We start from the raw sequence: 26,443 nt of genomic DNA, 5'->3' as shown, positions 1-26,443 counted from the left end.
GCCAGACAGGAGCGCACATGACATTACTTGATTACCTGATTATAGCCGGATATTTTGTTTTCAGCATCGGCATTGCCATATACTACTCAAAACGTTCAGGCAAGGATACCAATGAGTTTTTCCTTTCCGGGCGCAATCTCCCCTGGTATCTGGCGGGGCTTTCTATGGTCGCCACTACTTTTGCGGCTGACACTCCTCTTGCGGTAACGGAACTGGTGGCACGTAACGGTATATCAGGCAACTGGGTCTGGTGGAATTTTCTTTTTGGCGGCATGCTCACCGTATTTTTCTTTGCGCGGTTATGGAGGCGGGCGGGGATAATGACCGAAGCAGAATTTGCTGAAATCCGTTATGCGGGCAAGCCGGCGCGGTTTCTCCGCGGGTTTCGTGCCATATATCTCGGGCTTTTTATGAATGTGATCATCATGGGGTGGGTTAATAAGGCAATGATCTCAGTGCTCACGGGCATGTTTGGTATTCCGGAAAGCGAAGTGATTTTTTATGTATTCGGCTGCATGATTCTGGTTGCGGTCTATTCTGCTTTATCAGGATTATGGGGAGTGGTGGTAACCGATGCGTTTCAGTTTTTTATAGCCATGTTCGGCTGTATTGTGCTCGCTGTTCTGGTTGTTAATTCATCGCAGATCGGCGGCATGAGCGGGCTTGAGGCAAAACTGGGTGACCGCCCTTTCCTGCTGGATTTCTTTCCGCAGATCAGCACTGATGTTTCAACCGTTACCGGTATTTTCAGTCTGAGCATTGTATCCTTCCTGGCGTATATAGGGCTGCAGTGGTGGGCATCATGGTATCCGGGAGCGGAGCCGGGCGGCGGCGGATATATAGCGCAGCGAATGATGTCGGCAAAAAACGAAAAGCACTCACTCTACGCAACCCTCTTTTTTCAGGTCGCGCATTATGCAATACGCCCCTGGCCGTGGATTATCACCGCTCTTGCCACCCTGGTCATTTATCCTGAGCTCGGCGCTGATGACAAGAAGATGGGTTATATATATGCCATGAATGATTTCCTTCCCGCCGGGCTGAAGGGACTGATGGTTGCGGCATTTTTCGCGGCATATATGAGCACCATAGCCACACAGCTTAACTGGGGCTCATCCTACGTGATGAATGATCTTTACCGCAGATTTATGAAACCCGCAGCGGATGAAAAGCACTATGTTTCCGTTTCAAGAGTATTTACGCTCCTGCTGATGGTGGTTTCGGTAGTTGTAACGCTTTTTATTGACCGGATATCCGGCGCGTGGGAGTTCATTCTGGAGTGCGGAGCCGGAGTGGGAGGGGTTCTTATCCTCCGCTGGTTCTGGTGGCGGGTTAATGCCTGGTCGGAAATTGCCGCACTGGTGACTCCGTTTATTGTTTACCCTGTGGTAAAGATGATGGGGATACAGTTCCCTGAAAGCCTGTTTTATATTGTCGGGATCAACACCGTGGTCTGGGTAGCGGTTACCTACCTGACTAAACCGGAACCGGAAGAGAAACTGATTGGTTTCTATAAAAGAGTTTATCCCGGAGGGCGTCTCTGGGCTGACTACGCCAAAAAGAGCGGTCTGGAAGAGAAAAAGGGGGTATTCGGTGTGATGTTTGTCAACTGGATTGCCGGAGTAGTCTTCGTATATTCAATGTTATTTGGCACAGGTTATCTCTTGTTCTCAGATTTTGGCAGAGGATTCTTATATTTGTCGGTTGGAATTTTTGCTTTTTTGGTGATTAACCGCAATCTTACCAGGACCGGCTGGGAGCAATTAGGATCCTGATTGGTCTGTCCGACAGAGGACAGGCAGAGGTCAAAACAACAAAACATGAAACAGAGCATGTGACAAGAAAGAGGCATATCCGGATATTGTTAGGTAGATGAACTATGCCCATTATAGCTGTATACTTTGTTATTAATAATTTTTTCATGTAAAGGGTTCTGCATGAATATTGAACAACTTTTAAAAGACAAAACGGGGGAAGAAACTGTTTATGCCTTTGACAAGCGCGCAAGTTAAAAACTTAAAACTCATTCTTTTTGATCTTGATGGTACTCTTCTTGATGAGAATGGGGAAATCGGAGCGAAAAGCGTTGAATATACAAAGAAGCTGGAAAAGCTGGGGGTGCAATTTACCTTTGCCAGCGGCCGGCTCCATTCAGCCCTGACCGATTACGCAAAAGAACTGGAAATTTCCACTCCCCTGATTTCTCTTGACGGCTCACTGATAAAAAGTTATCCCGGCGGCGATATCATATTTGAATCCTTTGTACCGGAAAAATATGTTGAAAAGTGCGTTGCGTATGCTGACCGGTTTATGTTCAGAATAGCGCTCTGCCATGCTGACGCGATCTATTACACGGAACATAACACCCTTATTCCGCAGCTTATTGATAAGTTTGGCGCCCGTTTTGATGAAGTGGCTTCCTACAAGCCTTATATAAAGGAAACACTCGAGGTGGTGCTTGCAAGCGAGTCAAAAGATTACCTCAAATTTGTACAGAACCGGATGCAGTTCCCCTATGCATTCGGACTGAGCACGGCTTTTACCAAATCCTACAACACGCCTGGTATATACTATCTCGAAATCCGGAAAAAGGGAAGCTCAAAGGCAACCGGGCTGAATCTGCTTCTGAAGCGGCTGAAGATTAAGATGACCGAAACAGCGGTGATAGGCGACTGGTATAATGACCGCGAACTGTTTCAGACAGAGGCCTATAAAGTTGCCGTTGCGAATGCAGTTCCTGAAATCAAAAACGCCGCGGATTATGTTACCGAAAAACCAAATACCGAAGACGGCGTCGGGGATTTCCTCGAACTGGTATATAAAGCCAAAACCTCTTAGCAGCCTATGAGCAGTATGATTGTCAGGACCTCCCTCCGTCTGAAAATCATTCTTGTTGTTGCTGTAACCATTCTTATCGCGCTCCTCTTTCCCCGTGAAATAGCTCTCAACACCGAAGTAAGCGTCGGTTCTGTATGGATACAGGATGATCTGATCTCGGAAGGGGATTTTCCCGTTCTGAAGGATGCGGCGCAGTACCGGCGGGAGCTTGAGGCCGCAAAGCAGAGCATCTTTCCTGTCTTCAGAAAAGAAGAAGCTGTTTCCAGAAAAACCGCTGACACACTCAGAACCTATCTGCAGAATTTTACACGCCTGCTTGATTCACTTGCCAGAAAGCCGGCATCAGAAATTACGAATGAGACATTTTTTTCTTCCGATGTTTTTAACTGGATGCTGCAAAACCGCGCCAATGAACTGCGGAGGAAAAAAAGAACTTCCATTGTTCAGGATATATTCAGCACGGCAAGCCTGACCGCTGCCAGTATATACCGGCGGGGGATTCTGAATACCGAGCGTGATCAGATCAGCAAGGACAGCGTTGCCATCCGCGCGGGGAATATAGATATTATTGAACGCAAGGACCGGCTGATTCCTCCTTCGCGCATAAGCGCCGCGGTTAATGAATGGCTTAATCCTGAGATCAGTGACTCTCTTCACCGCGAAAGCATCAGGCAGATACTGCGCCACTTCCTTAAGCCGAATCTGATTTATGACGCCGGTCTCACCAGGGAAGAAGTAGAAATCGCGCAGTCAAAGGTTTCCCGTTACTCAGGCATTGTAACCCTGAACGAGAGGATTGTTGCCAAACACGACCGCATTACACCGGAAATCAAGCTGAAGATTGATTCCTACAGTATATATAAAGGTGAGGTTTCGGGCCTTACCGGCAGGGTTCTGCAGTTTACCGGAAAACTGCTGCATATCTTCTCCCTGCTCTTTCTGTTCGGTCTGTATCTCTACAAGTTCAGAAATGATCTCTACCAGAATAACAAAAACATACTGCTCTTCGGCATTATGTTCCTGTGGCTTTCGTTTGTAACCTATCTGGTGAATCTGATAAGCGTAACCGACGCGATGAAACTGCTGATATTTATTCCGGCCGGGTCAATGCTTCTGACCATTATTTATGACTCCCGTGTCGGATTTTATTCAACAGTCATTGCAGCGCTTATTTCGGGCGCGCTGCGGGGAAATGATTATTCCTTCGTGCTGATGAATGTAGCTGCCGGTGCCATGGCCGCGTATTCAGTACGTGATATCAAAAACAGGACGCAGATATTCCGTTCGTTCCTGAGCATTCTCGGCGGTTATGCGATTACTATTCTTGCTTTCGGTTTTGAGCGTTACTCCTCATGGGATTATATACTCCTTGAACTTGCTTTCGCGGGCACAAGCGCGCTGATCAGTCCGGTGCTTACCTACGGACTTCTTATATTCTTTGAGCGGCTCTTTAAAATTACAACCGAACTCACTCTGGTTGAGCTGCAGAGTTTTGACCATCCTCTGCTGCGTCAGCTATCGGCAAGCGCACCGGGCACATTTAACCACTCGCTTAATGTAGCCAATCTTGCCGAAGAAGCAGCACTTGCCATTAAAGCGAACGGACTGCTTGCCAAAACCGGCGCATATTATCATGATATAGGCAAGTCCCTCACTCCTGAATATTTTATTGAGAATCAGCGCACGGGAGCAAATTATCATGATACCATTTCTCCCGAGGAAAGTGTTCAGCTTCTGCTGAATCATGTAAAAAAGGGGATACAGCTTGCGGAGGAATACGGACTGCCGGAAGAGATTATAAAATTTATTCCCGCGCATCACGGAACCAGCGTTCTCACCTTTTTCTATGAAAAGGCAAAGGGTATATACGGAGAGGAGAAAGTGAATATCAGCGACTACCGCTATCCCGGTCCCAAGCCCTCAACCAAGGAAACTGCAATACTTATGCTTGCGGATACCTGTGAGTCGGCAGCCCGCTCCCTCACCCATCCTGATCAGGAGAGCATTGAGAAGATGGTTGATAAACTGATTAAGCAGAAAAAAGAAGATGGTCAGCTTGATGACTCACCGATTACTTTCAGGGATTTAATGATTATCCGCGATGTATTTATAGAGCGGCTTCAGAGTTTATACCACCGCAGGGTCGCTTATCCCGACCCGATTCAGGGGGAGAAAGCGCAAGATGGAAAAGGAATCGTTCCTCCATCAGCTCCTTGATGATTATATAAACCATCTCCGGATGGTAAAGAACCAGTCTGAAAATACCATTGCCGGCTACTCCACTGATATCCGCAACTTTTTCCGCTATTGTGAAGAGCAGCAGATTCATTCCCCCGAAAAAGTTACCCTCGAAGATGCTATCGGCTTTTTTTCCCGGATGAAAGAACTCGGGCTTTCAGCGGGAACCCAGGCACGGTATCACTCATCGCTTAACGGTTTTTTCACCTGGCTTCAGTCTTCACAGTATATACCATACAGCGTTATTGACCGGATACCGGCGCCTAAGCTTGGGAGGGGTCTGCCGGATGTTCTCTCGGTGGATGAAATGATGCACTTGCTGGATGTTCCCGTACCTGACACTACCGCCGGACTAAGGGATAAAGCCATGCTTGAGCTTTTGTACTCCTGCGGGCTGAGGGTTTCTGAGCTGATTGAACTGAGGCTGAACAATCTCTATTTTGAAGAAGAGATGATAAAGGTATTCGGAAAGGGTTCAAAAGAACGGTTTGTGCCTGTGGGGAGGAGCGCCATTACCTGGGTTGATAAATACCTGACGGTCGGGCGTCCGGCTCTTGTGAAAGGGGAAAAGAGCGGTAATTATATCTTTCTGAATAAGAGGGACGGGGGAAAACTCAGCCGGATGGGCATCTGGAAACTGATAAAACAATACACCATAATCGCGGGAATAAACACGCCTGTTCATCCTCATACCTTCCGGCACTCTTTTGCCACGCACATGATTGAAGGGGGAGCAGATCTGAGAGCGGTTCAGGAAATGCTTGGGCACGTAAGCATAGGCACCACGCAGATTTACACCCATGTTGACCGGACGTTTGTCATGGAAGAACACCGCAGTTATCATCCCCGCGGATGAGATACTCAGAGGAAATTTCCTCCGCCCTGTGTATTTTGGGAGAAGGAAATTCTCAATTAACGGAACTCGCTTAGCATTTTGAAGACATATCTCCGAATACTTTCCTACGCCAGGCCATATAAAAAGTTTCTGGCTCTTTCCATCATGTTCACTATGCTCTATGCACTGCTGAACGGTCTTGCCATTTATCTGACTATTCCGCTGCTTGATACCTTGTTTCAGGAGTCTGCACGGCAGGCCGCTCCGGCAAAATCAAATTCATTTCTGTTTTTGCCTGAATGGGTGATTGCCCTTAAGGATTCAGTGGTGGCGATGTTTAATGATTTTGTCTTTGCCGGAACAAAGATTGATGCTCTGGTGCGTATATGTTCTCTTGTTCTGTCCGCTTACCTTCTTAAGAATATTTTCGGATATATGCAGGCGTTTTTCCTTAATTACGTTGAGCAGGGGATTATGCGCGACCTGAGGAATGATGCGTATAACAAACTGCATAACCTGCCGCTCAGTTATTTTAAAAATGAAAAAACAGGGAATCTCATTTCCCGTATCATTAACGATACCAATGTGGTGCAGGCAAGTGTCTCGGCTGCGTTTCTGAATGCAATCAGGGAGCCGATTACCATCATTGTTTTTCTTGGAATGGCATTCAGCATCAGCTGGCAGTTAACCCTTCTGGCATTCATCATACTTCCGTTCACCATGGGTATCATTGCCGCGATCGGGCTTAAGCTGAGAAAGCAGAGCAACAAGATTCAGCAGAAAGTAGCTGACCTTACTTCTCTGATTCAGGAGACCATTACAGGCGTGAAGATTGTTAAGGCCTTCACGATGGAAAAATATGAGAAGGAAAAATTCGGGAGTGAAGCCCAGAAGTTTTTCCGTCTGATGCTAAAGATAACCAGAACCAGGAATCTTTCTTCGCCGATTACCGAAGTGCTCAGCATGATTGTGGGCGTGGTGATTATATACTATGGGGGCCGTCTGGTGCTGGTTGATCAGAGTCTGAAAGCGAGTGAGTTCCTCGGTTTTCTTTTTGCAATCTTCCAGTTAATGCCTCCGATTAAAGAACTGAGCAGCGTTAATAACAGGATTCAGGAATCTTCAGCTGCCGGTGACAGGGTGTTTGAAATCATTGACGCAGAGCCGGAACCGGCTGAAAAAGAGGGAACAGCACAGCTTACAGGGCTTAATGAGTCAATTGAGGTGCGTGATCTCAGCTTTAAGTATGATCCTGACGGCGAGTATATCCTGAGCGGTATCAGTTTCACGGTGAAAAAAGGAGAGATTATCGCGCTGGTGGGCCCGAGCGGAGGGGGCAAGTCAACTCTGGTTGATTTAATTCCCCGGTTTTATGATCCGACCTCGGGGGGGATATATATTGACGGCAGGGATATACGCACACTTTCCCTTAAAAGCCTGCGCGGCAGGATGGGCATTGTTACCCAGGAGACGATTCTTTTTAATGAATCAATCCGGGATAATATTGCTTACGGCCTTAAGGATTATCCCTTTGAACAGATTGAAGATGCTGCAAGGATGGCTAATGCACATTCGTTTATCACCGAACTTCCGGAAGGATACAATACCATAGTCGGAGAGAGGGGTGTAAAACTATCAGGAGGTCAGAGGCAAAGAATTTCCATCGCGCGGGCACTGCTGAAAAATCCCGAGATTATGATTTTTGATGAAGCGACCTCAGCGTTAGATAATGAATCGGAACTGCTTGTGCAGGAAGCAATTGAACGGCTGATGAAAAACAGAACCGTTTTCGTCATTGCGCACCGGCTGAGTACGATACGGAATGCTTCCAGAATCTTTCTTATTGAGAAGGGAAAAATCATACAGAGCGGAACACATGATGAACTGATGGAAAATCCGTCAGGACTTTACCGCCGTCTGTATGAAATGCAGTTTAAGGAGGAGACATGAAGCAGGACGGATTCCGCAAAGCGCTCATCTTTCTTATTGTTCTTTTTCTACTTACGCTTACCAATTCCATTTTTCTTAATCAGATCGGATACTTCGGCGCACTGATTGTGCTGCTGATACAGTTTGCCGTAAAAAAAGAAAATCCGTTTCAGAAGACAGGGCTGGAAGTCCCGTTCATTCTGTTTCTGGCGGTTGAATTTATTTCCTTTCTGCTCTCAGATTATCAGGGGAACGCATTCCAGAATTTTCTGAAACGGGGACTGCTTATTCCGGTAATCTATGTGTTCGCGTCGGTACCGGAAAGCGAAAAAGATCTGAAGCGGATTGTGGTGATCTATGTGCTTGCCGCCTCAGCAGTAACAGCGCTGTATATATATCACTCCCTTGAATACTTTCTGGAGAATCTTTACCGCACAACGGAGTCAGGCCCCTCTATTTTTCAGTACCCGATTACCAGCAGTGAGCTTTATTCATTTCTGGTAATACTGCTTTTTGCTTTTGTTCTCTACGGTAAAATGAAACTGAGCATCAGGATAGCTGCAATAGTTCTATTTCTGATTGCGGCAGCTTCACTTTTTGCAACGTATAAAATGACCGGCTGGATAGGGGCTGCCGCGGGCATGGGAATAATACTCTTTTATAAGAAAGACTGGAAGCTGATTGTTCCGGCTCTGCTGCTTATTGCTGCTCTTTTCATAACAGACAAGAATATCTCAAGAGCAGAGGTATATACCATACAGAACGGCGAATTTACAAAAACGGCTGAGACGGAAACTTCCGGCCGTCCGTATGATCTTTTGTATGCTGACGGATCTGTTTTGCTCAGCGATTTTCAGAGCGGGCTCTTTACGGTCTCAGAAAAAGCATCTTTCTCCAATAATTTCAGAACTCCCTCGCCCGTAGTAACCGCTCGGGAAATTGACTCAGTGAAATTGCTTCTCTGGATGATGGACAGCCGTTTCTGGGTGATTGGCCGGACAAAAGAAAGCTACGAACTTCTGTATGAAGTATTAAGTCCGGGACAGACCAATGCTTTTACTCTTTCGGACTCTCTGCTCTATATCATGGATAAGGACAGCGGGTTGAGTGTTTTTGATTTGGGCAGTGAACATGCTGAGAGAGTATATTATAATAAAAATTTCCCGTTTGCACAGCGCCTTGCTGTCTCGGGGAATCTGCTGTACCATCATGCATCGGTATCAGGGCTGCGGATTCACAGGCTTGAAGGGGGTGTTCCGGAAAAGCTGATATACTATGACAGCACTATGGTCAGCGTAAGTCTGCTCGTCTCTGCCGGCGATGATCTGATAATCTCAGAAAACGGCGAGACAGCCAGACTGCGGTTCGATGACTCAGCGAAGACATTCTCAACTATCCGGATATACAAAGATGCCGGACAGGCCGGCTACTACGCCTCGGACGGGAAGAGTGAATTATTCATACAGCAGAACGGAAAAATTCTGGTCTATGCTGATTCCGGCAATTCCTCACCAAAAAGCATAGTACTGCCTTACTCTCCTAACAGTGCCGCAGTAAAAGGAGATGCTGTGTTTGTAACACAGATGAAGCGCAGCCGTATGCTCAGAATTACAGATCCCTACCATCTTTCAAATTATGCCCGCTTTGAAATGTGGAAGACCGGGTGGCGCATATTTGAAGATCATCCCTGGTTCGGGGTGGGGGATATAAGTCTTGAGCCGTATTACAAAGCAAAGAAAAGCCCGTATCTGAAGGAGATTCAGGGGCATTTGCATAATAATTACGTACACGTTCTTGCAATCCTTGGCGGAACCGGTTTCGTGGTTTTTATATATATGCTAGGGCTTGTTTTTTTACGGCTTCACAGGTCGGCAGCAGCCCTTAAGGGACATGACTTCTTGTATCCTCTTGCACTGGGTGTTACCGGAGCATTTACCGGATTTTTGGTTTCGGGGCTGACGGAGTGGAATTTTGGTGACCATGAGATCATTACCATGGTCTGGTTCTTTGCGGGACTGGCAATAGCAGCGGAGAGAGTGGCATTTACTAAGGATGCTGGTAAACTGTAACCCGGCCGCATCCCGCGCAAAGACGCTTATATATTAGCAGCGACGATGCACGCATCGTCTCCGGCAAGTAAAGTGAAATCTGTTGAGGTGTAAAACACAGATATACGTTGAGACGATGCAATCACATGAAATCCGAGTTTATGTTAATCCTGCTTAGTCATTGCATCGTCTTTACCTGACCCCGTTGTTGATCGTGGCTGGTTTAAGACGCTGCAATCGCAGCGGTGGTTTGTATTCTTATATATATCAGTAGCGGCTATTGCAAAAGCTCTGCAAAATATATATCAATCAGTTCATAATTCTATTAAGGGAATCGTTGTTTCTGAGTCAAATTACAAACATTTTGGTGAAAATGAATGTTTTTAGAAAAAAAATCATTTTTCTCTTGCGTCGCATATCTTTTTTTTATTATTTTTACGTGAGACCTTAAAGAAATTAACCGACTCCCCGGGTGAGAGAACATTTGGGAAGCAAAGGGTTTGGGTTTTATGGGAAAACATGGTTTTCATGCATTGCCATCTTAAAATTTCTGAAAGTTTGATGTAATAACAGTTTTTGTGCCCGTACCAGGAGAAACAGGTGCGGGAAGAAAATGGTAATTACTGTCCGGGAAACAAATTACCAATAACATAAGGGAGGCGGAGATGACCGCCAAAATACTACTTCACAAACTGCAACTTTTGGCAGCACTCTCGCTTTTTGCCCTCTCCACATACTCCTGCTCAGAACCCGCCAGCCCGTTTGGGCAGACCGATATTACTTTGACCGCACAGGTTACTCCAATCAAAGCTCTGCCAAATTTTAGTTCCCAACAGAAAGTTACCCTATATGTTACCAATTAATAGTTTCTGGTATTATTTAGCAGCCGTGATTTTTCTTTCTTTTTTGGGGTGCCAAAAGCCGACCGAGCCGCAAAAACTTTCTCCCCCAACTGTGGTTATAACCCCTGAAGATGCTTCCTGTACCGAAGTCTGGCTCCGGTTGCAGTTTTCAACTGAAGAACCGGTTACCTCAGTTACCCTAAGCAGAAATGACAGTATTATTTACAGAAACACCATTTTCCCAGCAGATACAGTATTTTTTGACGCTGGGCTTGAACCCAATAGGGTGTATCTCTATAATGCAGCGGTAACAGACCAGAAAGGAAAAAAATACGATTTTATGAGTGAAGTGAGAACTCTTGACACCACTTCGAGTGATTACGTATGGCAAACTTTTGTTTTTGGAGAGCATAGCCACAGTATAATCAGGGATATAGCCGTGATTGATGAAAATAATATCTGGGCGGTTGGAGATATATATCTGAAGGACAATTTTGGTAATAACGATTTTACATGTTATAATATGGCACATTGGGATGGTCAGAGTTGGAATTTATTGCAAACAAAATACTATACACAATCTTCATCATTTGTAACCCTCATAAGCTCAATTAAAGTTTTCTCCTCTGAAAATATATGGTACGGAAATTTACTATATATGGAACAAGATTCATTTTATTCAATACCCCTAAATATAAGTTTCCCATCATTAATCATGGATATAGCAGGGCCTGACCCCAAAAATATTGTGGTAATTGGTGAGAACGGAAATCTCGCTCACTACAACGGGTCAAGCTGGACAAAACTGGAGTCACAAACAAATTTGGATTTGACAAGTATAACTTATTATGAGGGGAAGTATTATATAATAGGTAACAAGGAAGAAACTGGCTATTCATGCCTCTTAGAACTAAAAGATAATGTTACCAAAAAAATATTTGAGGGTTCATGGTTTACACCACATAACGGAGAATATGTGGGAGAATTATTAAAAATTAATCAATATAGTAAATATGGCATATACATAAGAAGTGATGGCTGGATTTACCGATTAGAAGTATTGCGGGATTCATTCTATTTAAAACAAACTAATTCAAGATTTACCAGATATACTTATGATATGTCAGGCACTGGTCATAATAATATATGGGTAGCCGGAGAGGGCGGTACAGTTGGGCATTATAATGGAATAAATTATCAGGAGATATCTTCGATAAGAAACAGCGCAACTTTTTATAGATGCGTAAATGTTAACGGTAACGTTGTTGCTATCGGAGGGGAAGATTTATCTTCTCCGTTGTTATCAAAGGCAAGAATTACAATTGGAAAGAAAATCAGGTAGCAGGGTGCTATCTGATATTTACCAACAAAAAAACAGGAGAAAACATGAAAATGTTTAAGTTATTCTTTGTATTAACAGCGCTTAACTTTGCTGTTATTGCACAGGATTCAGTATGTACCATTGATACCCGGTATCTGGAAGATACTGATATTTAATTATTGGTTTTAATATGAAGTTTTATAATGTTATGAAATCCTTGTATATGTGGGCGGCACTGGGGCTTATTACCCTAAGTTCTTACTCCTGTTCAGAACCAGCCAGCCCGTTTGGGCAGACCGAAATCACCCTTGAAGCACTCGATGCCTCCTGCACCGAGGTATGGCTTGATCTTAAGTTCAGCAACCTTACCGAACCGGCAAATGTTGAAATTCGGCAAAATGGTGTTAAAATCAAAACAATCATAAAGGCAAAAAACGACACTCTTCTTTTGCTAAGTGGCTTCCAACCAGAACAGTCATTATCCTTTCAGACATTTATTCTCAACGAAAAAGATGAATCAGTCAAAGGATCCAACCAAGCTCAGATAACAACACTAAAAGAAACCAGCCAGAACTTTACCTGGCAAACCTGGTCCTTCGGGGAGGTAGGCAGTAGTACTTTCCATGATGTTGAAATAATTGACGAGGATAACATTTGGGCATTTGGAGAAATTAAATTTGAGGACTCTTCAGTTTATTCGTACAATCTCTTTAACGCCGTTCACTGGAATGGGCAAGAATGGGAACTGAAAAAGTTTGAGATTCCAACGGATTGCTCAACAGTTCGTTTACCACCTTTAGTGGCAGGTACTGCCAATACAGAACACAAAATATATTTTACTAACGGTAATTTTATAGGTACATTTAGTGATAATGGAATCAGTGTAGATTGTGGTGCCGCAAATATGTTGGTAGGAGTAATAATGGGGATAGCCATAAAAAATGATAGCAGTTTATATGTGCATGGAAGCAGAGGTACATTGCTTAAAAGGGAAGGTAAAGTATGGCGAGATCTTACCAGAGATACCGATCTGAAGATTCAGGATATGACAATTGTCAACAATTTACGATATAAGCGTACAGATATCTTCGGGATTGCATCATTAGCTTTTCAGACAGTTAGCCCGAAAATTTATCATGTAAGTGAGCAGGATAAGGTAGCCGAACTTAGTATTGGCGGCTTAAGATCCGGGGCAGATGATATTGCGAGTATAAATGGATTAAAATATTATGTGGTAGGTGATGGAATATTTACCAAATCGGATATTTTTAATCAAAAAGAGCCCTGGATAAAGTTTCCAACTGGCTCAATTGCAAGATATTACAGCGAATCTGTGGATGCTCAAGACTTTAATGATGTAGTAGTGAGCGGATCATTTACAGAAATAGTTCACTTTAATGGTTTAAAATGGAAAAACTTCATTGATGAAATGGGATTTCAAAATGGCAGTTTTTACAAGTGTAAAATTTACAAAAACACAATAGTGGCAGTTGGCTATAACAACAGAAAAGCATACATCGCAATAGGGCGAAGGTAAGGAGCAGAGTATGAACAGTTTAACTAAAGAACAATATTTGAAATTTGTGAGAATATTTTTCAACATACTCGTATTGGCAGCACTCTCACTTATTGCCCTCACCGCTACCTCCTGCTCAGAACCCGCCAGCCCGTATGGGCAGACTGAAATTACCCTTGAAGCACTTGATGCCTCCTGCACCGAGGTATGGCTTGAGCTAAAATTCAACAATCTTACCCAACCGGCAAAGGTGGCAATCCAGAAAGATGGCAAAGACTACCACCGGATTCTCTCACTCAACCGTGACACCCTCTTGGTATTTGAAGACCTAGAACCCTCCGCCAATTATTCATTCCGTGCAATCATCCGCTACGAGGGGAAGGATGATAAAATAAGCAATACTGTTCAGGTGAGAACTATGGATACCACCAGTCATAGTTTTACTTGGCAGACCTTTACTTTCGGCGAACACAGTAGCAGTACCCTTTACGATGTTGCTATAATAGATGAAAATAATATTTGGGCAGTGGGTGAAATTTATATGAAAGACTCGCTGGGGAATCCTGACCCAAATGCTTATAATGCAGTTCATTGGGATGGGACAAATTGGGAATTGAAAAAAATTTATACGGGAAGTAGTTGTAATCCAGTTGACTATTCTCCATTGAAAGCAATCTTCGCATTTTCTGATAGTAACATAGCAATAACAAGCGGAGGTAGTATTGGTTGGTTTAATGGGAAAATTAATAGAGCAGATTGTGGTATTAGACCATTATTATCCGGATCAATCAATAAAATGTGGGGCAGTTCAAGCAGTGATTTATATGTGGTAGGCAACGGAGGCAACATAGCAAATTACAACGGGACTGGCTGGAGGAAGATTGAGAGCGGGACTACTTTAAACATAAATGATATATGGGGGGATTTTAATAAGACAACCCAGGAGTGGGAAATTTTGGCTGTTGGTGGTAACATATTACATGGTTGGCAACAAGATAGAGCCATTTTGGAAATAAAAAATGGAAATCAAGCGATTCAATTAAATAGTGATGGGGCAAACTGGCCTCTAAGTGGCGTATGGTTTAAAGCAATACCCAAGCACTACGTAATTGGGTCAGGTATTTATTACAAGCAAAAACTTGACGATTCTGTTTGGAATAGTAATCTGACGAGTATCACTACTTACCATACAAACAAAATAAGAGGAAATGATCTCAATGATGTAATTATCGTTGGCGCTTATGGTGAGGTTCTTCATTTCAATGGAATGAGATGGCAAAGTTATATCAACCAAACCGGTTTATTTAATGGATCCTATTATTCGGTGACTATAAAAAATGATTTGGTGGTTACAGTGGGCACTCATATGTCGAAAGCAATTATAACTGTCGGAAAAAGATAAAACTAAGAAATAATTAAATACTTCTACGAGTAGGTAAATGTCTAACAATCTTGTATATAGTATTGATAGTTCATGAATAAAAGCATTAGGAATGGCTTTGAAAATCTACTTTTTTTACTCCGCATTAATTTCAAAATACAAAAAATAGGAGAATAATTATGATACACTCAGTGAAAATATACATTTTTTTGTTGCTTATATTATTTATAGATGGTAGCACAATAGCTCAAAACTTTTATGGTCCAGTTCATCCTAATTTCAGAAGGTGGTTGGTTAGAAGTGATAATGGGAATGTTAAGGATGAAGGACTTTCTCCATCAAATACTTTATTTACAGTAGGGAAAGATAATAACGTTAAATATAGGGCTGTTTATCAATGGGATATTTCAGATAATGAAATACCTGATAACTCTGTAATAACTAAAGTAAGACTATTTTTTTCTTACTCACCTAATGGTCACTCTTACCAATTTCCTGCATCTTTTTATAATATCACATACGATATCCTTAACCCAGACCAAACTCAACTGAATACTATGTGGGATTTTATGAACACAACTGCAAATGAGATTGGTTCTCTCATTGGGGCAAACAATACTCTGGACTTCAATTCAAATAATTCTGCCGCACCTATTAATTTGGCAGTTCATAATGCACTTCCAGAGGATAAATTCATCCTTGGAATAAGGTGGCCAGAATCTTCAAATGTTGGCTCCCGGACTTGGGAAATCAGCAATCCTTCCCTCAAGTTGAGCATAGAATATATTCCTCCACAACAATTGGTAATGCTTGATCAAAGACTGAGCAACAATCTGCAAGTTGGAAAAGTCCGGAAATGGGAAGGTACAAATTTTACTACATATCCTTTTATTAATCCTGGCACACAGTTTAGCTTTCCTGTAAGTTCAGTTCAAACCATACTTAGCGATCAAACAATCTATTCAAATGAAAAGTATAACAATTGGAATAATGATAAATCCAATATTTTGAATCACAAACCGTTTGTCATCACCTCATCCACCAATGCATTAACAGCAAACTTTAATGCGATTTATTCGGACATTGCGATTAAAAACCAAATCGAGCAAACTACTGCAAATGGTGGTTCTGTTGAATTTAAGGATCCATGGCTGATTGATTATGATGATCCCGTATATGGCGGTAGTGTGAGAAACAGGGGAATGGATGCTCCTTTCAAATCCCGATTATCTCCCTTTTATCCGGATTTTTCAACAATTTACAATGGAGATGTTTATCAAGGTGTATTCTTGAATCAATCACCTGACCCAAGTAATCCAAGTAAACCTTACTACTCTATTAAAGCTCTGCGAACACAGGATATTTATTTAAGCAATTCAGGTAAAACTCATAAATTTCATTTTCAATACTGGGATTTTAACCCCCTGAAAGCTGTTTTACAATATCCATCTGCACTTGAGACCGGAGTTGTTTTTAAGGAATCAGATGCTGCAGTAAGTGCAATTCTTAAAGGCACAGAACTAACCAACTCCTCCTCCGCCTATTCCAACTCCGGTCAAAGACACCTCGCCCGGCAGTACAATACAGGAAATAACTATAATGTGTACGAAAGTATGGGTTATATATGGTTAGAAAAATCTACCGACAATGGCAGCTCTTGGACTCTTGCAAATAATACTGCCCCTGTTTCCGCAGGTATTGCAAAATCTCCTTCCCTTGATTTCTGCAATGGTCATCTGCTTATTGTCTATCAGGAAAAAACCAGTACAGGGAGTCTTAGAGTAAAACTGAAAATGTATGATATGAATACTGATGCGGTTATAGATTCAGCAGTGGTCATCGAAAATGAATATGTTGATTTTTCATTCGATACTCAGCCGGTGATAGCCGATTTTAGCGAGGGCAGGTTTGTTGTTATTTACCGCAATAATATGGAACACGACCCCGGCGAGTATTCTGGTTTATACTATGATGCCGGCAGAGTAACTTCTACTTCTCAGCCAATAGTCTATTACCTTGAAGGTATTGATTATGGTAATGATGATTTAATAAGCGGTACAACTATAAAATCTGTAAACCCAGCGGTTTCAACAAAACCGTCCGGAGATCCCACTAATATCCACCTTGTCTGGCAGCAGGGGCTTGAGTCAGAATCTATCAGCCATATTCTTTATCAGAAAATTCAGTGGAATGGCAGCGGATTTACCTTCCCCGCTCAGGTGAATGTTTCAAACGGATGCGGCTATACCAAAAACTATAAACCCTCCATTACCTCAATCACCAGCGATGATATCCCCAGAGTTGCCTGGATTGGTTACCTATATGATGCACAAGGTGAGATGGGGAAAATGGGAAGCACCTCAGGAACCCAGACCCAAACTATCTACCGCGAAACTGTTTTCCGTGCGTTAGACAATCCCTCATCCTGGTCTTACGGCTCAAATGTTGTGCACGCAAACATAAACCGTCTTGAAGGTACTCCCGGTTATGCCATCGCCTGGGCGCAGGAAAACGGTTCCGGCTACCAGAACAAACTGATGCGAAACACAAACTTCTATTCGGAATACACCCTGAATACAACAGGTTCAGCCATCGAACTGAACAACGCAGGGCTGTTTTCTAATATGTTCGGGTATGCCCTTCACACCGGCTCAACGCCATATTATTTCGGAAAGAGCCAGTTTGTTAATACCCTTCAGAAAGAGCAATTAAATAATATGACAGCAGCCCGTTCCGGTGTGCTCTACTCAGGAAACGCACAGTTTATGTTTTCGTTCGGAGATATATCAGTTAACAATGCACCGGTTTTCTTTCCGGTAATACCTGATACTATGCGGCTAACCGGACTTGAAGAATTGAAGCAGTATCTGGTGAGTGACCCCTTTATGCTTGAGAATCAGTCCGGCTTTATGTACTCAGTACAGTACCGTGCAGTAGATACTGGTTCCTGCTCGGCAGTATTAGGAGCAGCAGGCGAAGTAAACTTCCGACTTGTTCTCGAGGACAGCAACAGCGGTGAGGTATTGGGTGAGTATGATAATATCACCTTTACCCAGAACGACCTGACAAAATATGACAATATCAGTTATGAAGTAAACACGGCGGGCATTGGTTCACGGCTTGTCCGGCTACGTCTGATACCGTTCACATCAGCCGAACTTACTCCTTCTCTGATAACCAGAGTGCGCTCTGCTGAAGAGCAGGCAAAAGGCAGTCTGAAGAGAATACATTATAACGGAGCAGAACCGATAAAGGACTATTCACTTACACAGAATTATCCGAATCCGTTTAACCCTGTTACAATGATAGAGTTTGCCCTCCCTGAGCAGAGTGATGTTACACTAAAAGTATATGACATCCTCGGCAAAGAGATCGCAACACTTGCTTCGGGCAGCTACTCAGCAGGCAGATATACTGTTCCCTTTGACGGCACCAACCACGCAAGCGGAGTATATATCTACAAACTCAGCTATGGCAAGGGGCAGAGCATTACCAGGAAAATGACCCTTCTAAAATAATTGTGATCCACGGCGGCGGAATGAATAATTATTCTTTTCTTCATTATTCATTATTCATTCTTAATCTTTCATTAAAGAAGGCCCTGGTAATTTCCGGGGCTTTTGTTCTAAGCCATACTTGATAATTGAATAAACACATTCTGCCGCGGCGAAAATGCAGAGTTTAAGCCCTGTTATACTCAGCCATATTTTGCTTTATCTTAAAATTGAGCAGATGAGTGTGTTTATTAAAATTTCAACAATAAACTAAACCCCTTGGGCCTTTCCTTTAAGAATCTCCCAAAAGGTGAGAAAAATTATCTGAAGGTCAAGTCCGAATGACCAGTTTTCCACATACCAGACATCATAGTCAAAACGTTTCTGGATTCTTGCTTTGTTTTCTTCTTCATCTTCAACATCACCTCTGAGGCCGTGGATCTGAGCCCATCCGGTTATTCCCGGTTTTACGAGATTCCTCAGCCGCAATGCTTCGATATACTCCTCATACTTTTTATTGTAGTTGAGAGCATGGGGGCGTGGTCCCACTAATGACATATCTCCCAAAAGAACATTAAGCAGCTGAGGCAGTTCGTCAATATTTGCTTTGCGCATGAATCTGCCAAAGGGAGTTATGCGGGGGTCATCTGATGAAGTTGCCCTGAATTCTTTGTCCGCACCGGCAGGAATCATGCTCCTGAACTTATAACAGCGGAAGGTTTTGTTGTCTTTTCCGATTCTGTCCTGTATATAAAATACCGGTCCGGGGGAGAAAATCTTTTGGAGAATGATGATAAAAGGGAAAAACCAGCTTGCAAAAAGCAGCAGAACAGCAAGAGATATACTGATATCAAATGCCCTTTTAAGGAACTGCCAGTGGATTTCCTGCAGCGGCTCATTACGAACGGTGATAATCGGGAAACTTCCTATAAGACTTACCTGAAACTTCCGTGAAAGAAACTTGAAGTAGTCGGGGATGATATATGTTCTGATAGCCAGTTTATTGCAGACTCTCATGATCTTTTCGATGTCGCTAATCATACCCCCGGGAAGAGCAATAACCACCTCATCAATTTCCCGTTTTTTGGCAATCTCTTCCAGATCATCAACGCTTCCGAGAATATCACCGCCTGAGGGCTGATCATTATCAAGGAAACCGGCGACCGAATATCCGAGAGATATATCCTGCTCAATCATGGCTCTGAAATCACGCCCTACTTCACCTGCTCCCGCTATAAGAAGATTCCTGAAGTTCACCCCTTTTCTTTTCTGACGGCGTATTGCATGCCGGAGGTAAAGAAACTCGGCTGATACGGCAGTGGTAAGTATGAATGAATAGAATATCAGGAAATTACGGGTGTAAAGATCTTCTTTTATCAGAAATATAAATGATATCGCGGCGCCTGCCTGCAGAATGATATTTTTAAGAATATAGACAACCTGGTAAGGGAAATACCGGGAGTTGAAATCTTCATAAAATCCTGTGGCGCCGGCGGAAAAATACCACAGCGCGGAAAGCAGTACCGGAAGAAGAAACATATATAAACGCTGACTGAGTACTTCTGAGGGCTGGGCCAGCAGGGCTGCCGCAAGAAAGGACGCAAATATCAGCGAAATATCAGCTGCGGTGCGGACAACCTTTAAGTTTCTTTTGCCAAAAATCATTCTTGCTGCTACAGTTTTTCTGACATTTTTGATTCGACAAAGTTCTTCACTTTTTCTTCAAATGCATCTTTTGAGAACTGCTGCGCGTAACGGTGTATGTCGCTGCTGTTAAATGAAGCGGATTTTTTTTCAAACTCTCTGACAGCATCAATAATACTCTGTGCAGTTTGTTCGGAGAAGTGAAGGCCTGAAAGACCCGGTACAATGGTTTCTTTTGTGCCTCCTTTGCCGAACCCGATGACCGGGGTGCCGCAAGCCATTGCCTCGATGACCACAATGCCGAAATCCTCCTCAGCGGCAAAGACAAATGCTTTCGCGCGCTGCATCAGGGAGCGGAGAGCATCGAACTCCTGATAGCCGATAATATGGACATTGGGGGCGGCAAGTCTTTTGATTTTTTCCATATCAGGACCGTCACCGGCAACAACCAGTTTTTTATCCGGCATTTTACTGAATGCTTCCACAACCAGATCCATCCGCTTATAGGGGACCAGGCGCGAAGCGGTCAGATAAAAATCATCTTTATTGCTTTCAAGAGGAAACTTATGGGTGTCAACCGGCGGATAGATAACCTCTGCCTCACGGTTATAAATCTTTTTGATGCGGGCAGCGGTATATCCTGAGTTGGCGAGGAAGTAATCAGGACGTCCTGACGTGGTATAATCCCAGATACGCAGCCGGTGCAGGGTATACCGGGCAATCAGCCCCTTCAGGCCGGACTGCAAACCAGACTGTTGTATATACTGGTGATACAGATCCCAGGCATAGCGCATGGGACTGTGGCAGTAGCAGACATGAAGCTGGTTTACACGGGTAATTACTCCTTTTGCCACGGCATGGGAGTTTGTCATGATAAAATCATAATCAGAAAGATCAAACTGCTCAACAGCAAAAGGAAAGAGCGGCAGATAATTTCTGAATGAGGTTCTGGCAAACGGAAGATTCTGTATGAAACTGGTCTTTGCCTGCTTTCCTTTAAGGATGCGCCGGCGGTCATCGTCATTCAGGAAATCAACCAGCGCAAAATGGTCGAAGTCACTCCAGATATTGGTGAAGGATTCAGCACATTTTTCCGATCCGGCGGCTACTTCATACCATTCATGAACAAGAGCCTTTTTCAATGCGCACTCCCCGTAAGGGAAGCATAAAGCGCGAGTACTTTTTCTCCCATCTGTTCAGTGCTGTAATGCTGTTGAATCATAGTTGCTGCATTCTTTGAATATATATTCCAGAGATTTTCATCCGTCATCAGACGGACGATATTGTCTGCTGCCAGGGAAGGATCATGCAAACCATACAGGAATCCGTTCAGACCCGGCTTTATCAGATCATTATTGCCCGGAACATCAGTCACCACGCAGGGGAGGCCAAAACTCAGGGCTTCAAGAACAGAAAGAGGTAATCCTTCCATTTTTGATGTGGAAAGATAACAAAATGAGCGGAGGTAAACATCCGTGACGCTGCTTAAAGAACCGGTAAATTCAACCATATCATCCAGACCGGCAAGTGAAATATCTGAGGCGGTTTCCTGACTGCCGGGACCGCTCCCGACGATAATCAGTTTTACCTTTTTATCGGGGTGATGCCCGCGCAGGGATTGCAGGATGGGAAGTATCAGGCCGGGATTTTTTGCTTCATCAAATCTGGTAACGGTGATGATGTTAAACTCTCCTCCCGTCGGGAATGCTGCCTGAATACCCGGTATAACCACACCATTATGAACCAGTGATATTTTTTTCCGGGGTGCCAGCCCTGCCTTCAGTGCTTCATTCCGTTCGCCATCACCGGTGGCGATAAATTGATTTGTTATCAGGGAAAGTAATCTTTCGTACAGCCGGTAGAGCAGGGCGGCAGGACGGGAATATTTACCGGTATGAATTCCGTGAAAGGAATGCACGCAGTAAGAAAAAGTAAAAAATGCTGCGGGACGGGAATACACCCCGGCTCCCTTGCCGTGTGAATGAACAACGTTTATTTTCTTCTTAAATATAAAAGAGATAATCTTCAGCAGGTATATAAAACTGAACCTGCGGTGGGGAATGGCAACCACATGCTCTTTTCCGATAAGTCCGCAGATTCTTTCATAATAGGGTATATCTTCCGGAATTGCCGCGAATAATCCTGCCTTTTCTTTGAGAGACTCCAGCAGCCTGTAGACATGTTCCGGACCTCCGCCAAAATCAGCACGCGCTGAAATCATTAAAACCCTGATAGTGTTCCGGCTCATTTGTACGTTACAATTCCTGCTTTATACAAAAAAACGGCTCCGTGATGTACCAGACTCCGTGCGGTCCTGAGGAAAGGATTGCTCCGGTAGGATGCATGATAGACAGCGGATATACCCCATTTTTTCCGTATATACTCAAGGCGGTCAGCGCGGGTATTATCCCTGCCTGAAAACTGCTGCGGATGAATGCGGTAGTCAACAAGAATTTCAGGAAGGAAAAATGGGGGTGATAACCGCGAGAGTTTTAACCAAAGGTCGTAATCCTCAGCTTTATTTTCAGGATTTTCATCAAACATGCCGGCTTCTTCAATAAGCTGCTTTTTGGCCAGAACAGATGAGCAGGTAACGGGATTTCCCCTGAGCAAATCTTCATGTGAGTAAGCGGCTTTCCACGGAAGGGGAAGCACCTCATAAAGCGGAGAAAAGGGACTGACAGAGCCGAAGGTAAGACTGGCTGAATAAATAAATGAAGCAGAAGGATGCTCGGCATAGTATTCAATCTGATGCCAGAGCTTTTCCTTGCGCCACAGATCATCCGCGTCAAGAAAAGCAACATACTCGCAATTCGCCTGCCTTATTCCAAAATTACGGCTGTGTGCTGCAGAGCCGCTGCTTTCAAGCGTAAAGACCCTGATTCTCCTGTCAAGCTGCGACAGCCGGGCGGCAACAATTCCGGTTCCGTCAGAAGAATTATGATTCACGATAATAATCTCAAAACCCTGATAGGTCTGTTGCAGAACACTTACCACAGCTTCTTCCAGATATTCGGCGGCGTTATGCGCGGGAATAATTACGGAGATTACCGGCTGACTGCTCATAACTTGCGAAGTTCAAATATACCGCATCCGTAGCGGCAATTCAGGTTATTCTCTATATCCTGTCCGGTGAGTTTATGAGAAGGGAAGTATTTGTTCTGATCATCTATCCAGGAGAATGAAACCAGCTCATAACTCTTTTCAAAAAGGGAAAGAAGATAAGCAAGACTGAATACCCGGTGAGCGTCAAACTCTATTCTCTGCGGTCCGACAGGAGTGGCAAAATAGAAGGTGCCCCCCGGTTTCAACAGTTTGTATATATTGTTCAGACCTTTGATATGCCCTTCAGAGTCAACCGGATCGCCATAGCGTCCAAGTCCGAAATGTTCAATCGCGTGAAGGCATGAAACAGAGTCGCAGTAATCAGCAAAAGGAAAATCCTGCTGTGTAAGATCTGCCCGGGTGAAGGTTACGTTTGGAATAGGCACCGTAAGAGGCCTGAAATCAAATACCTCGATTTTCCTGAAAGCGGCAACATGAGCCACAAATCCGTCAAGCCGTGATCCGATATCAACATGATGCACCGGATTATTCCGGTTAATCAGACCTGCAACATGCAGATCAAGGAAAAAATAGTGAAGCGGGGTTGAGCCGGCAGTATCAAATCTGTCTTCAAGTGCAGGGTAGAAAGACTCAACCGCGAACGGCTGGCCGGTTTTCTGTAAGTCCTTTTTGAGCAGCCTGTAGTTGCGTATATACCAGGGGACAGAGCGGAGTGAGTTGACGGTCTGCCGGGGGTTAAAGCCAAGCTGCTGTATGAGAATTTTCAGTGTGCGGAGCATACTCATAATGCACCCTCAGCAACGGTATCAAAAAGATTTTTCAGGTATTGTCTGGCGCTGTGGTCACGGAGTGAGCGCCGGTACCCTGCTTCGGCGATTTCACTGCGCAGTGTGTCATGTTTCAGAAAAAATTTTATCTGAGCTGCAAGAAGCTGAGGGTCTTCGAAGACGGCAATTTCTTTGTCTATCTCGTAAGCAAGATTCAGCCCCGGCACAAAATAGCTGAGCTGAAAACCTCCGCAGCCGCAGATTTCGTAATGTCTTCCTTTTACCTGTTCCTTTATTTTTCTGTTCATCAGGATGGTCTTTAGCGCTTTAGGAGACCTGAAAGAGGAAAGCACATGAAATACATTGTAGGAAACACCATTGCTCAGATTCAGATTTACTGCCGACTGATTAAATATATCAACCATCTGTTCAGTGGTAATCCAGTTGCGGTCTCCGTCCCACCCTCTCCCGAAAACACGGACATCAAGCCCTGCTTTCCGGAGCAGTGAGACTACCCACTGCCGGTAGGAACTGAATCCCCCCACAAAAGAAACTTCATATTTCAGCGGCAGGTTTTTCTTTTTATATATATCCTGATTATATCCGAAGGGGGAGTACACTGCCTGCCGGAGTCCTTCGGACTGATACTGCCTGAACATATAATAATCGGGGGTGCTGAAATAACGGAAGTATTGTATCCAATGTCTCACATAGCTCTGCCGCCACGGGTCATCAAAGAAATAAACGGCTGTTTTGGTGAACGTATTCAGTTCCGTAATGGTGCTTTCCATGATTTCATTTTCAAAAAGGCAGAAGAGCACGATATCGGGGGAGAACATTCTGGCATCTTCAATAAGCCGTGCATTCATGATTTCCCTTCCTTCCTGCCTGAAGATAGCGTAGAAATCAAAATGGAGAACGTTGTCGCCGCCAAAGATTTCAACAGCGGGCAAATGTATATTGGTATATTCAAATGAAGCGCCGCGGCTTACAACTCCGTAATCATGCTGCATGAGTACTGTCATGATTTTCATGCTGCCAGCTTTCTGTTAGCGATGAGTACCAGGAGGAAATAAAGAAGTCCGGTAAAAACTGATGCCGCGATGATGCCTGTCATCCCATAAATCTGAATAAAATAGTAATACAATATAACAGAGACAATGCCTGAAATAACCTTCGGGTAGAGGTATAAATGGGGGCGGTTATAGGCCAGTCCTTTATTGCAGAGCGCCTGACCGGCATAAAAAAGTCCTGATCCCGCGGCCAGCCAGGGAAGCAGCGAAGCATATCGGGTATATTCTGCGGTGCTCAGAAAGGTTATAAGCCAATCACCCGCAAATGAAAAGACAAGAAATGCCGCGGCTGAAAGCAGCAGGACGGAAACCACACTCATCGTGATGTAAAACTCGCCCCGTTTTCTATCTCCCCCCTCTGCGGAAAAGTTCTTAAATATCAGCGGGAGAAAAAGATCGTTGATTATGTTTGACGGAATCGCGATAAAAGCGTTTGTCAGCGCAAACATCAGCCCGTAGTATCCGACATCCTCCGGGGTAAGAAAAGCATTGATAATCCACTTTTCGCCGTTCAGCTGCAGCCACATAGCAGCGCCCCAGATTACGAAGGGGAGGGAATAAGTAAGCAGCTCCTTTGTAAGCTTTTCTTTGAGTAATGCCCTGTCTGTTTTAAGAGAGAACCGCCATCCGGTCCGCCTGGACTTTATGTAGCCGGCAATAAGCAAAGGGAGAGATAGAACAATGATAACCGTTCCGGTTGAAATTTCTTTATAGGCGATCAGAGCGTAAACTAAGATTACCGAAAGCAGTTTTTCAGAAGTCTGCATCACAGCATTAAAGACCCTGAGGCGGGCTGCATTGAGGATGCCGCTGAAAAACTCCGAGAACTTTGAACTGACGGAAAACCAGAGGGCAAGAAGAATCATCGGGACATAAAGATCCAGCCCGGCGGGAATGACGATGCCTATTGCCAGTATGGCGATGACTCCGAAAACAATAGCACCGGTAATGAGGAAGAGTGATATCAGCCGGTGGTAAACCGAACCGGATCTGCCGGAGTCGGTTTCGTAATAGGAGCGGATGAAGCCCTGCTGAAGCGGTCCGTAGTAAAGCTGGCCCGCCAGAGCGGCAAGGGTGGTTATTAGTATATACTCGCCATAGACCACCGCGCCGGCGGATGCAATAAGTTTAATCAGAACAAAACTCAGTATAACGCCGGCTGCCTGTCCCCCAAAAAAGAAAATGATCTCCTGCCGGTTTGCGCTGAATTTCTCCCGGAAGAGAGCTATCATCCGGGTCCTCCGTGAAGGTAAGGAGCAGGCCGGAAAGGGGTCCGGATTACAGGATTCCGGTTGCCGTAACAATTCCGGTGGTTACCCCGGAAAGAAGGCTTTAACCTTAGCGGAAAGGAAGATTTTCGGCAAGGCAGATTATCAGAAATCACGGCCAAATAATAAAATTTCTGGATAATGTATCATTCCGGTCTTATTCATATATTTTTAGTAAATTTG

Annotated in this window: 17 protein-coding genes; 10 read left to right on the top strand and 7 right to left on the bottom strand. The window is 44.1% G+C overall.

Annotation, left to right across the window (positions count from 1 at the left end; all coding sequences use genetic code 11):
- Positions 1-17 precede the first annotated feature (17 nt).
- The 10 genes from HRU80_00285 (at position 18) to HRU80_00240 (ending at position 18,466) form a co-directional block, all read left to right on the top strand.
- Positions 18-1,775, top strand: a complete 1,758-nt coding sequence (locus HRU80_00285; GenBank protein QOJ27380.1) for a Na+:solute symporter — start codon at positions 18-20, stop codon at positions 1,773-1,775.
- A 217-nt stretch (positions 1,776-1,992) separates the two neighbouring features.
- Positions 1,993-2,838, top strand: a complete 846-nt coding sequence (locus HRU80_00280; GenBank protein QOJ27379.1) for an HAD family hydrolase — start codon at positions 1,993-1,995, stop codon at positions 2,836-2,838.
- A 6-nt stretch (positions 2,839-2,844) separates the two neighbouring features.
- A complete protein-coding gene (locus HRU80_00275; GenBank protein ID QOJ27378.1) occupies positions 2,845-5,055 on the top strand; it encodes an HDIG domain-containing protein in 2,211 nt (736 codons plus the stop codon).
- Positions 5,021-5,932 carry a site-specific tyrosine recombinase XerD gene (gene xerD, locus HRU80_00270; protein ID QOJ27377.1) on the top strand — a complete coding sequence of 304 codons (912 nt, stop codon included), beginning with the start codon at positions 5,021-5,023 and terminating at the stop codon, positions 5,930-5,932. Before HRU80_00275 ends, xerD begins: the two co-directional genes overlap by 35 nt.
- 78 nt (positions 5,933-6,010) lie before the next feature.
- Positions 6,011-7,861, top strand: coding sequence for an ATP-binding cassette domain-containing protein (locus HRU80_00265; protein QOJ27376.1), 1,851 nt, complete (start codon positions 6,011-6,013; stop codon positions 7,859-7,861).
- Positions 7,858-9,909 carry an O-antigen ligase family protein gene (locus HRU80_00260; GenBank protein QOJ27375.1) on the top strand — a complete coding sequence of 684 codons (2,052 nt, stop codon included), beginning with the start codon at positions 7,858-7,860 and terminating at the stop codon, positions 9,907-9,909. The genes HRU80_00265 and HRU80_00260 overlap by 4 nt, the downstream gene beginning before the upstream one ends.
- 981 nt (positions 9,910-10,890) lie before the next feature.
- Positions 10,891-12,072, top strand: a complete 1,182-nt coding sequence (locus HRU80_00255; GenBank protein QOJ27374.1) for a hypothetical protein — start codon at positions 10,891-10,893, stop codon at positions 12,070-12,072.
- A 169-nt stretch (positions 12,073-12,241) separates the two neighbouring features.
- Positions 12,242-13,588: a hypothetical protein gene (locus HRU80_00250; GenBank protein ID QOJ27373.1), complete on the top strand. Its 1,347-nt coding sequence runs from the start codon at positions 12,242-12,244 to the stop codon at positions 13,586-13,588.
- Positions 13,589-13,598: 10 nt separating this feature from the next.
- Entirely contained in the window at positions 13,599-14,969 is a 1,371-nt protein-coding gene (locus tag HRU80_00245; GenBank protein QOJ27372.1) for a glucosyl transferase, read from the top strand.
- A gap of 785 nt (positions 14,970-15,754) precedes the next feature.
- On the top strand, positions 15,755-18,466 hold the full coding sequence (locus HRU80_00240; GenBank protein ID QOJ27371.1) for a T9SS type A sorting domain-containing protein: 2,712 nt from the start codon (positions 15,755-15,757) through the stop codon (positions 18,464-18,466).
- Between the two features lie 246 nt (positions 18,467-18,712).
- Here the strand turns inward: HRU80_00240 and HRU80_00235 are convergent, their stop codons facing one another.
- From HRU80_00235 to HRU80_00205, 7 genes are read right to left on the bottom strand one after another with little or no spacing between them, the layout of a single operon-like run.
- Positions 18,713-20,107: an exopolysaccharide biosynthesis polyprenyl glycosylphosphotransferase gene (locus HRU80_00235; GenBank protein QOJ27370.1), complete on the bottom strand. Its 1,395-nt coding sequence runs from the start codon at positions 20,105-20,107 to the stop codon at positions 18,713-18,715.
- Positions 20,108-20,115: 8 nt separating this feature from the next.
- Positions 20,116-21,228 carry a glycosyltransferase gene (locus tag HRU80_00230; GenBank protein QOJ27369.1) on the bottom strand — a complete coding sequence of 371 codons (1,113 nt, stop codon included), beginning with the start codon at positions 21,226-21,228 and terminating at the stop codon, positions 20,116-20,118.
- Complete coding sequence (locus tag HRU80_00225; protein QOJ27368.1) at positions 21,225-22,334, bottom strand: glycosyltransferase; 1,110 nt, start codon at positions 22,332-22,334, stop codon at positions 21,225-21,227. Before HRU80_00225 ends, HRU80_00230 begins: the two co-directional genes overlap by 4 nt.
- Positions 22,331-23,152, bottom strand: coding sequence for a glycosyltransferase family 2 protein (locus HRU80_00220; protein QOJ27367.1), 822 nt, complete (start codon positions 23,150-23,152; stop codon positions 22,331-22,333). Before HRU80_00220 ends, HRU80_00225 begins: the two co-directional genes overlap by 4 nt.
- Complete coding sequence (locus tag HRU80_00215) at positions 23,149-23,931, bottom strand: DUF268 domain-containing protein (protein QOJ30412.1); 783 nt, start codon at positions 23,929-23,931, stop codon at positions 23,149-23,151. Before HRU80_00215 ends, HRU80_00220 begins: the two co-directional genes overlap by 4 nt.
- A gap of 2 nt (positions 23,932-23,933) precedes the next feature.
- Positions 23,934-24,944 (bottom strand): glycosyltransferase, encoded by a 1,011-nt coding sequence (locus HRU80_00210; GenBank protein ID QOJ27366.1) that lies wholly within the window; start codon positions 24,942-24,944, stop codon positions 23,934-23,936.
- A 5-nt stretch (positions 24,945-24,949) separates the two neighbouring features.
- Positions 24,950-26,224 (bottom strand): oligosaccharide flippase family protein, encoded by a 1,275-nt coding sequence (locus HRU80_00205; protein ID QOJ27365.1) that lies wholly within the window; start codon positions 26,222-26,224, stop codon positions 24,950-24,952.
- Positions 26,225-26,443 lie beyond the last annotated feature (219 nt).

It is taken from the genome of Ignavibacteriales bacterium, assembly GCA_015709675.1.
GTDB lineage: Bacteria > Bacteroidota > Ignavibacteria > Ignavibacteriales > Ignavibacteriaceae > H2-BAC3.
The sequence above is the reverse complement of the archived record's forward strand: the minus strand, read 5'-3'. Positions and strand labels throughout refer to the sequence as shown.

Excerpts from the sequence above, each read along its gene's own strand:
- HRU80_00205 (QOJ27365.1), bottom strand. The coding sequence starts at position 26,224 with ATGATAGCTCTCTTCCGGGAGAAATTCAGCGCAAACCGGCAGGAGATC.
- HRU80_00260 (QOJ27375.1), top strand. The coding sequence starts at position 7,858 with ATGAAGCAGGACGGATTCCGCAAAGCGCTCATCTTTCTTATTGTTCTT.
- HRU80_00210 (QOJ27366.1), bottom strand. The coding sequence starts at position 24,944 with ATGACAGTACTCATGCAGCATGATTACGGAGTTGTAAGCCGCGGCGCT.
- HRU80_00220 (QOJ27367.1), bottom strand. The coding sequence starts at position 23,152 with ATGAGCAGTCAGCCGGTAATCTCCGTAATTATTCCCGCGCATAACGCC.
- HRU80_00240 (QOJ27371.1), top strand. The coding sequence starts at position 15,755 with ATGCTTGATCAAAGACTGAGCAACAATCTGCAAGTTGGAAAAGTCCGG.
- HRU80_00250 (QOJ27373.1), top strand. The coding sequence starts at position 12,242 with ATGAAGTTTTATAATGTTATGAAATCCTTGTATATGTGGGCGGCACTG.
- HRU80_00275 (QOJ27378.1), top strand. The coding sequence starts at position 2,845 with ATGAGCAGTATGATTGTCAGGACCTCCCTCCGTCTGAAAATCATTCTT.
- HRU80_00285 (QOJ27380.1), top strand. The coding sequence starts at position 18 with ATGACATTACTTGATTACCTGATTATAGCCGGATATTTTGTTTTCAGC.
- HRU80_00245 (QOJ27372.1), top strand. The coding sequence starts at position 13,599 with ATGAACAGTTTAACTAAAGAACAATATTTGAAATTTGTGAGAATATTT.
- HRU80_00225 (QOJ27368.1), bottom strand. The coding sequence starts at position 22,334 with ATGAGCCGGAACACTATCAGGGTTTTAATGATTTCAGCGCGTGCTGAT.
- xerD (QOJ27377.1), top strand. The coding sequence starts at position 5,021 with ATGGAAAAGGAATCGTTCCTCCATCAGCTCCTTGATGATTATATAAAC.
- HRU80_00235 (QOJ27370.1), bottom strand. The coding sequence starts at position 20,107 with ATGATTTTTGGCAAAAGAAACTTAAAGGTTGTCCGCACCGCAGCTGAT.
- HRU80_00215 (QOJ30412.1), bottom strand. The coding sequence starts at position 23,931 with ATGCTCCGCACACTGAAAATTCTCATACAGCAGCTTGGCTTTAACCCC.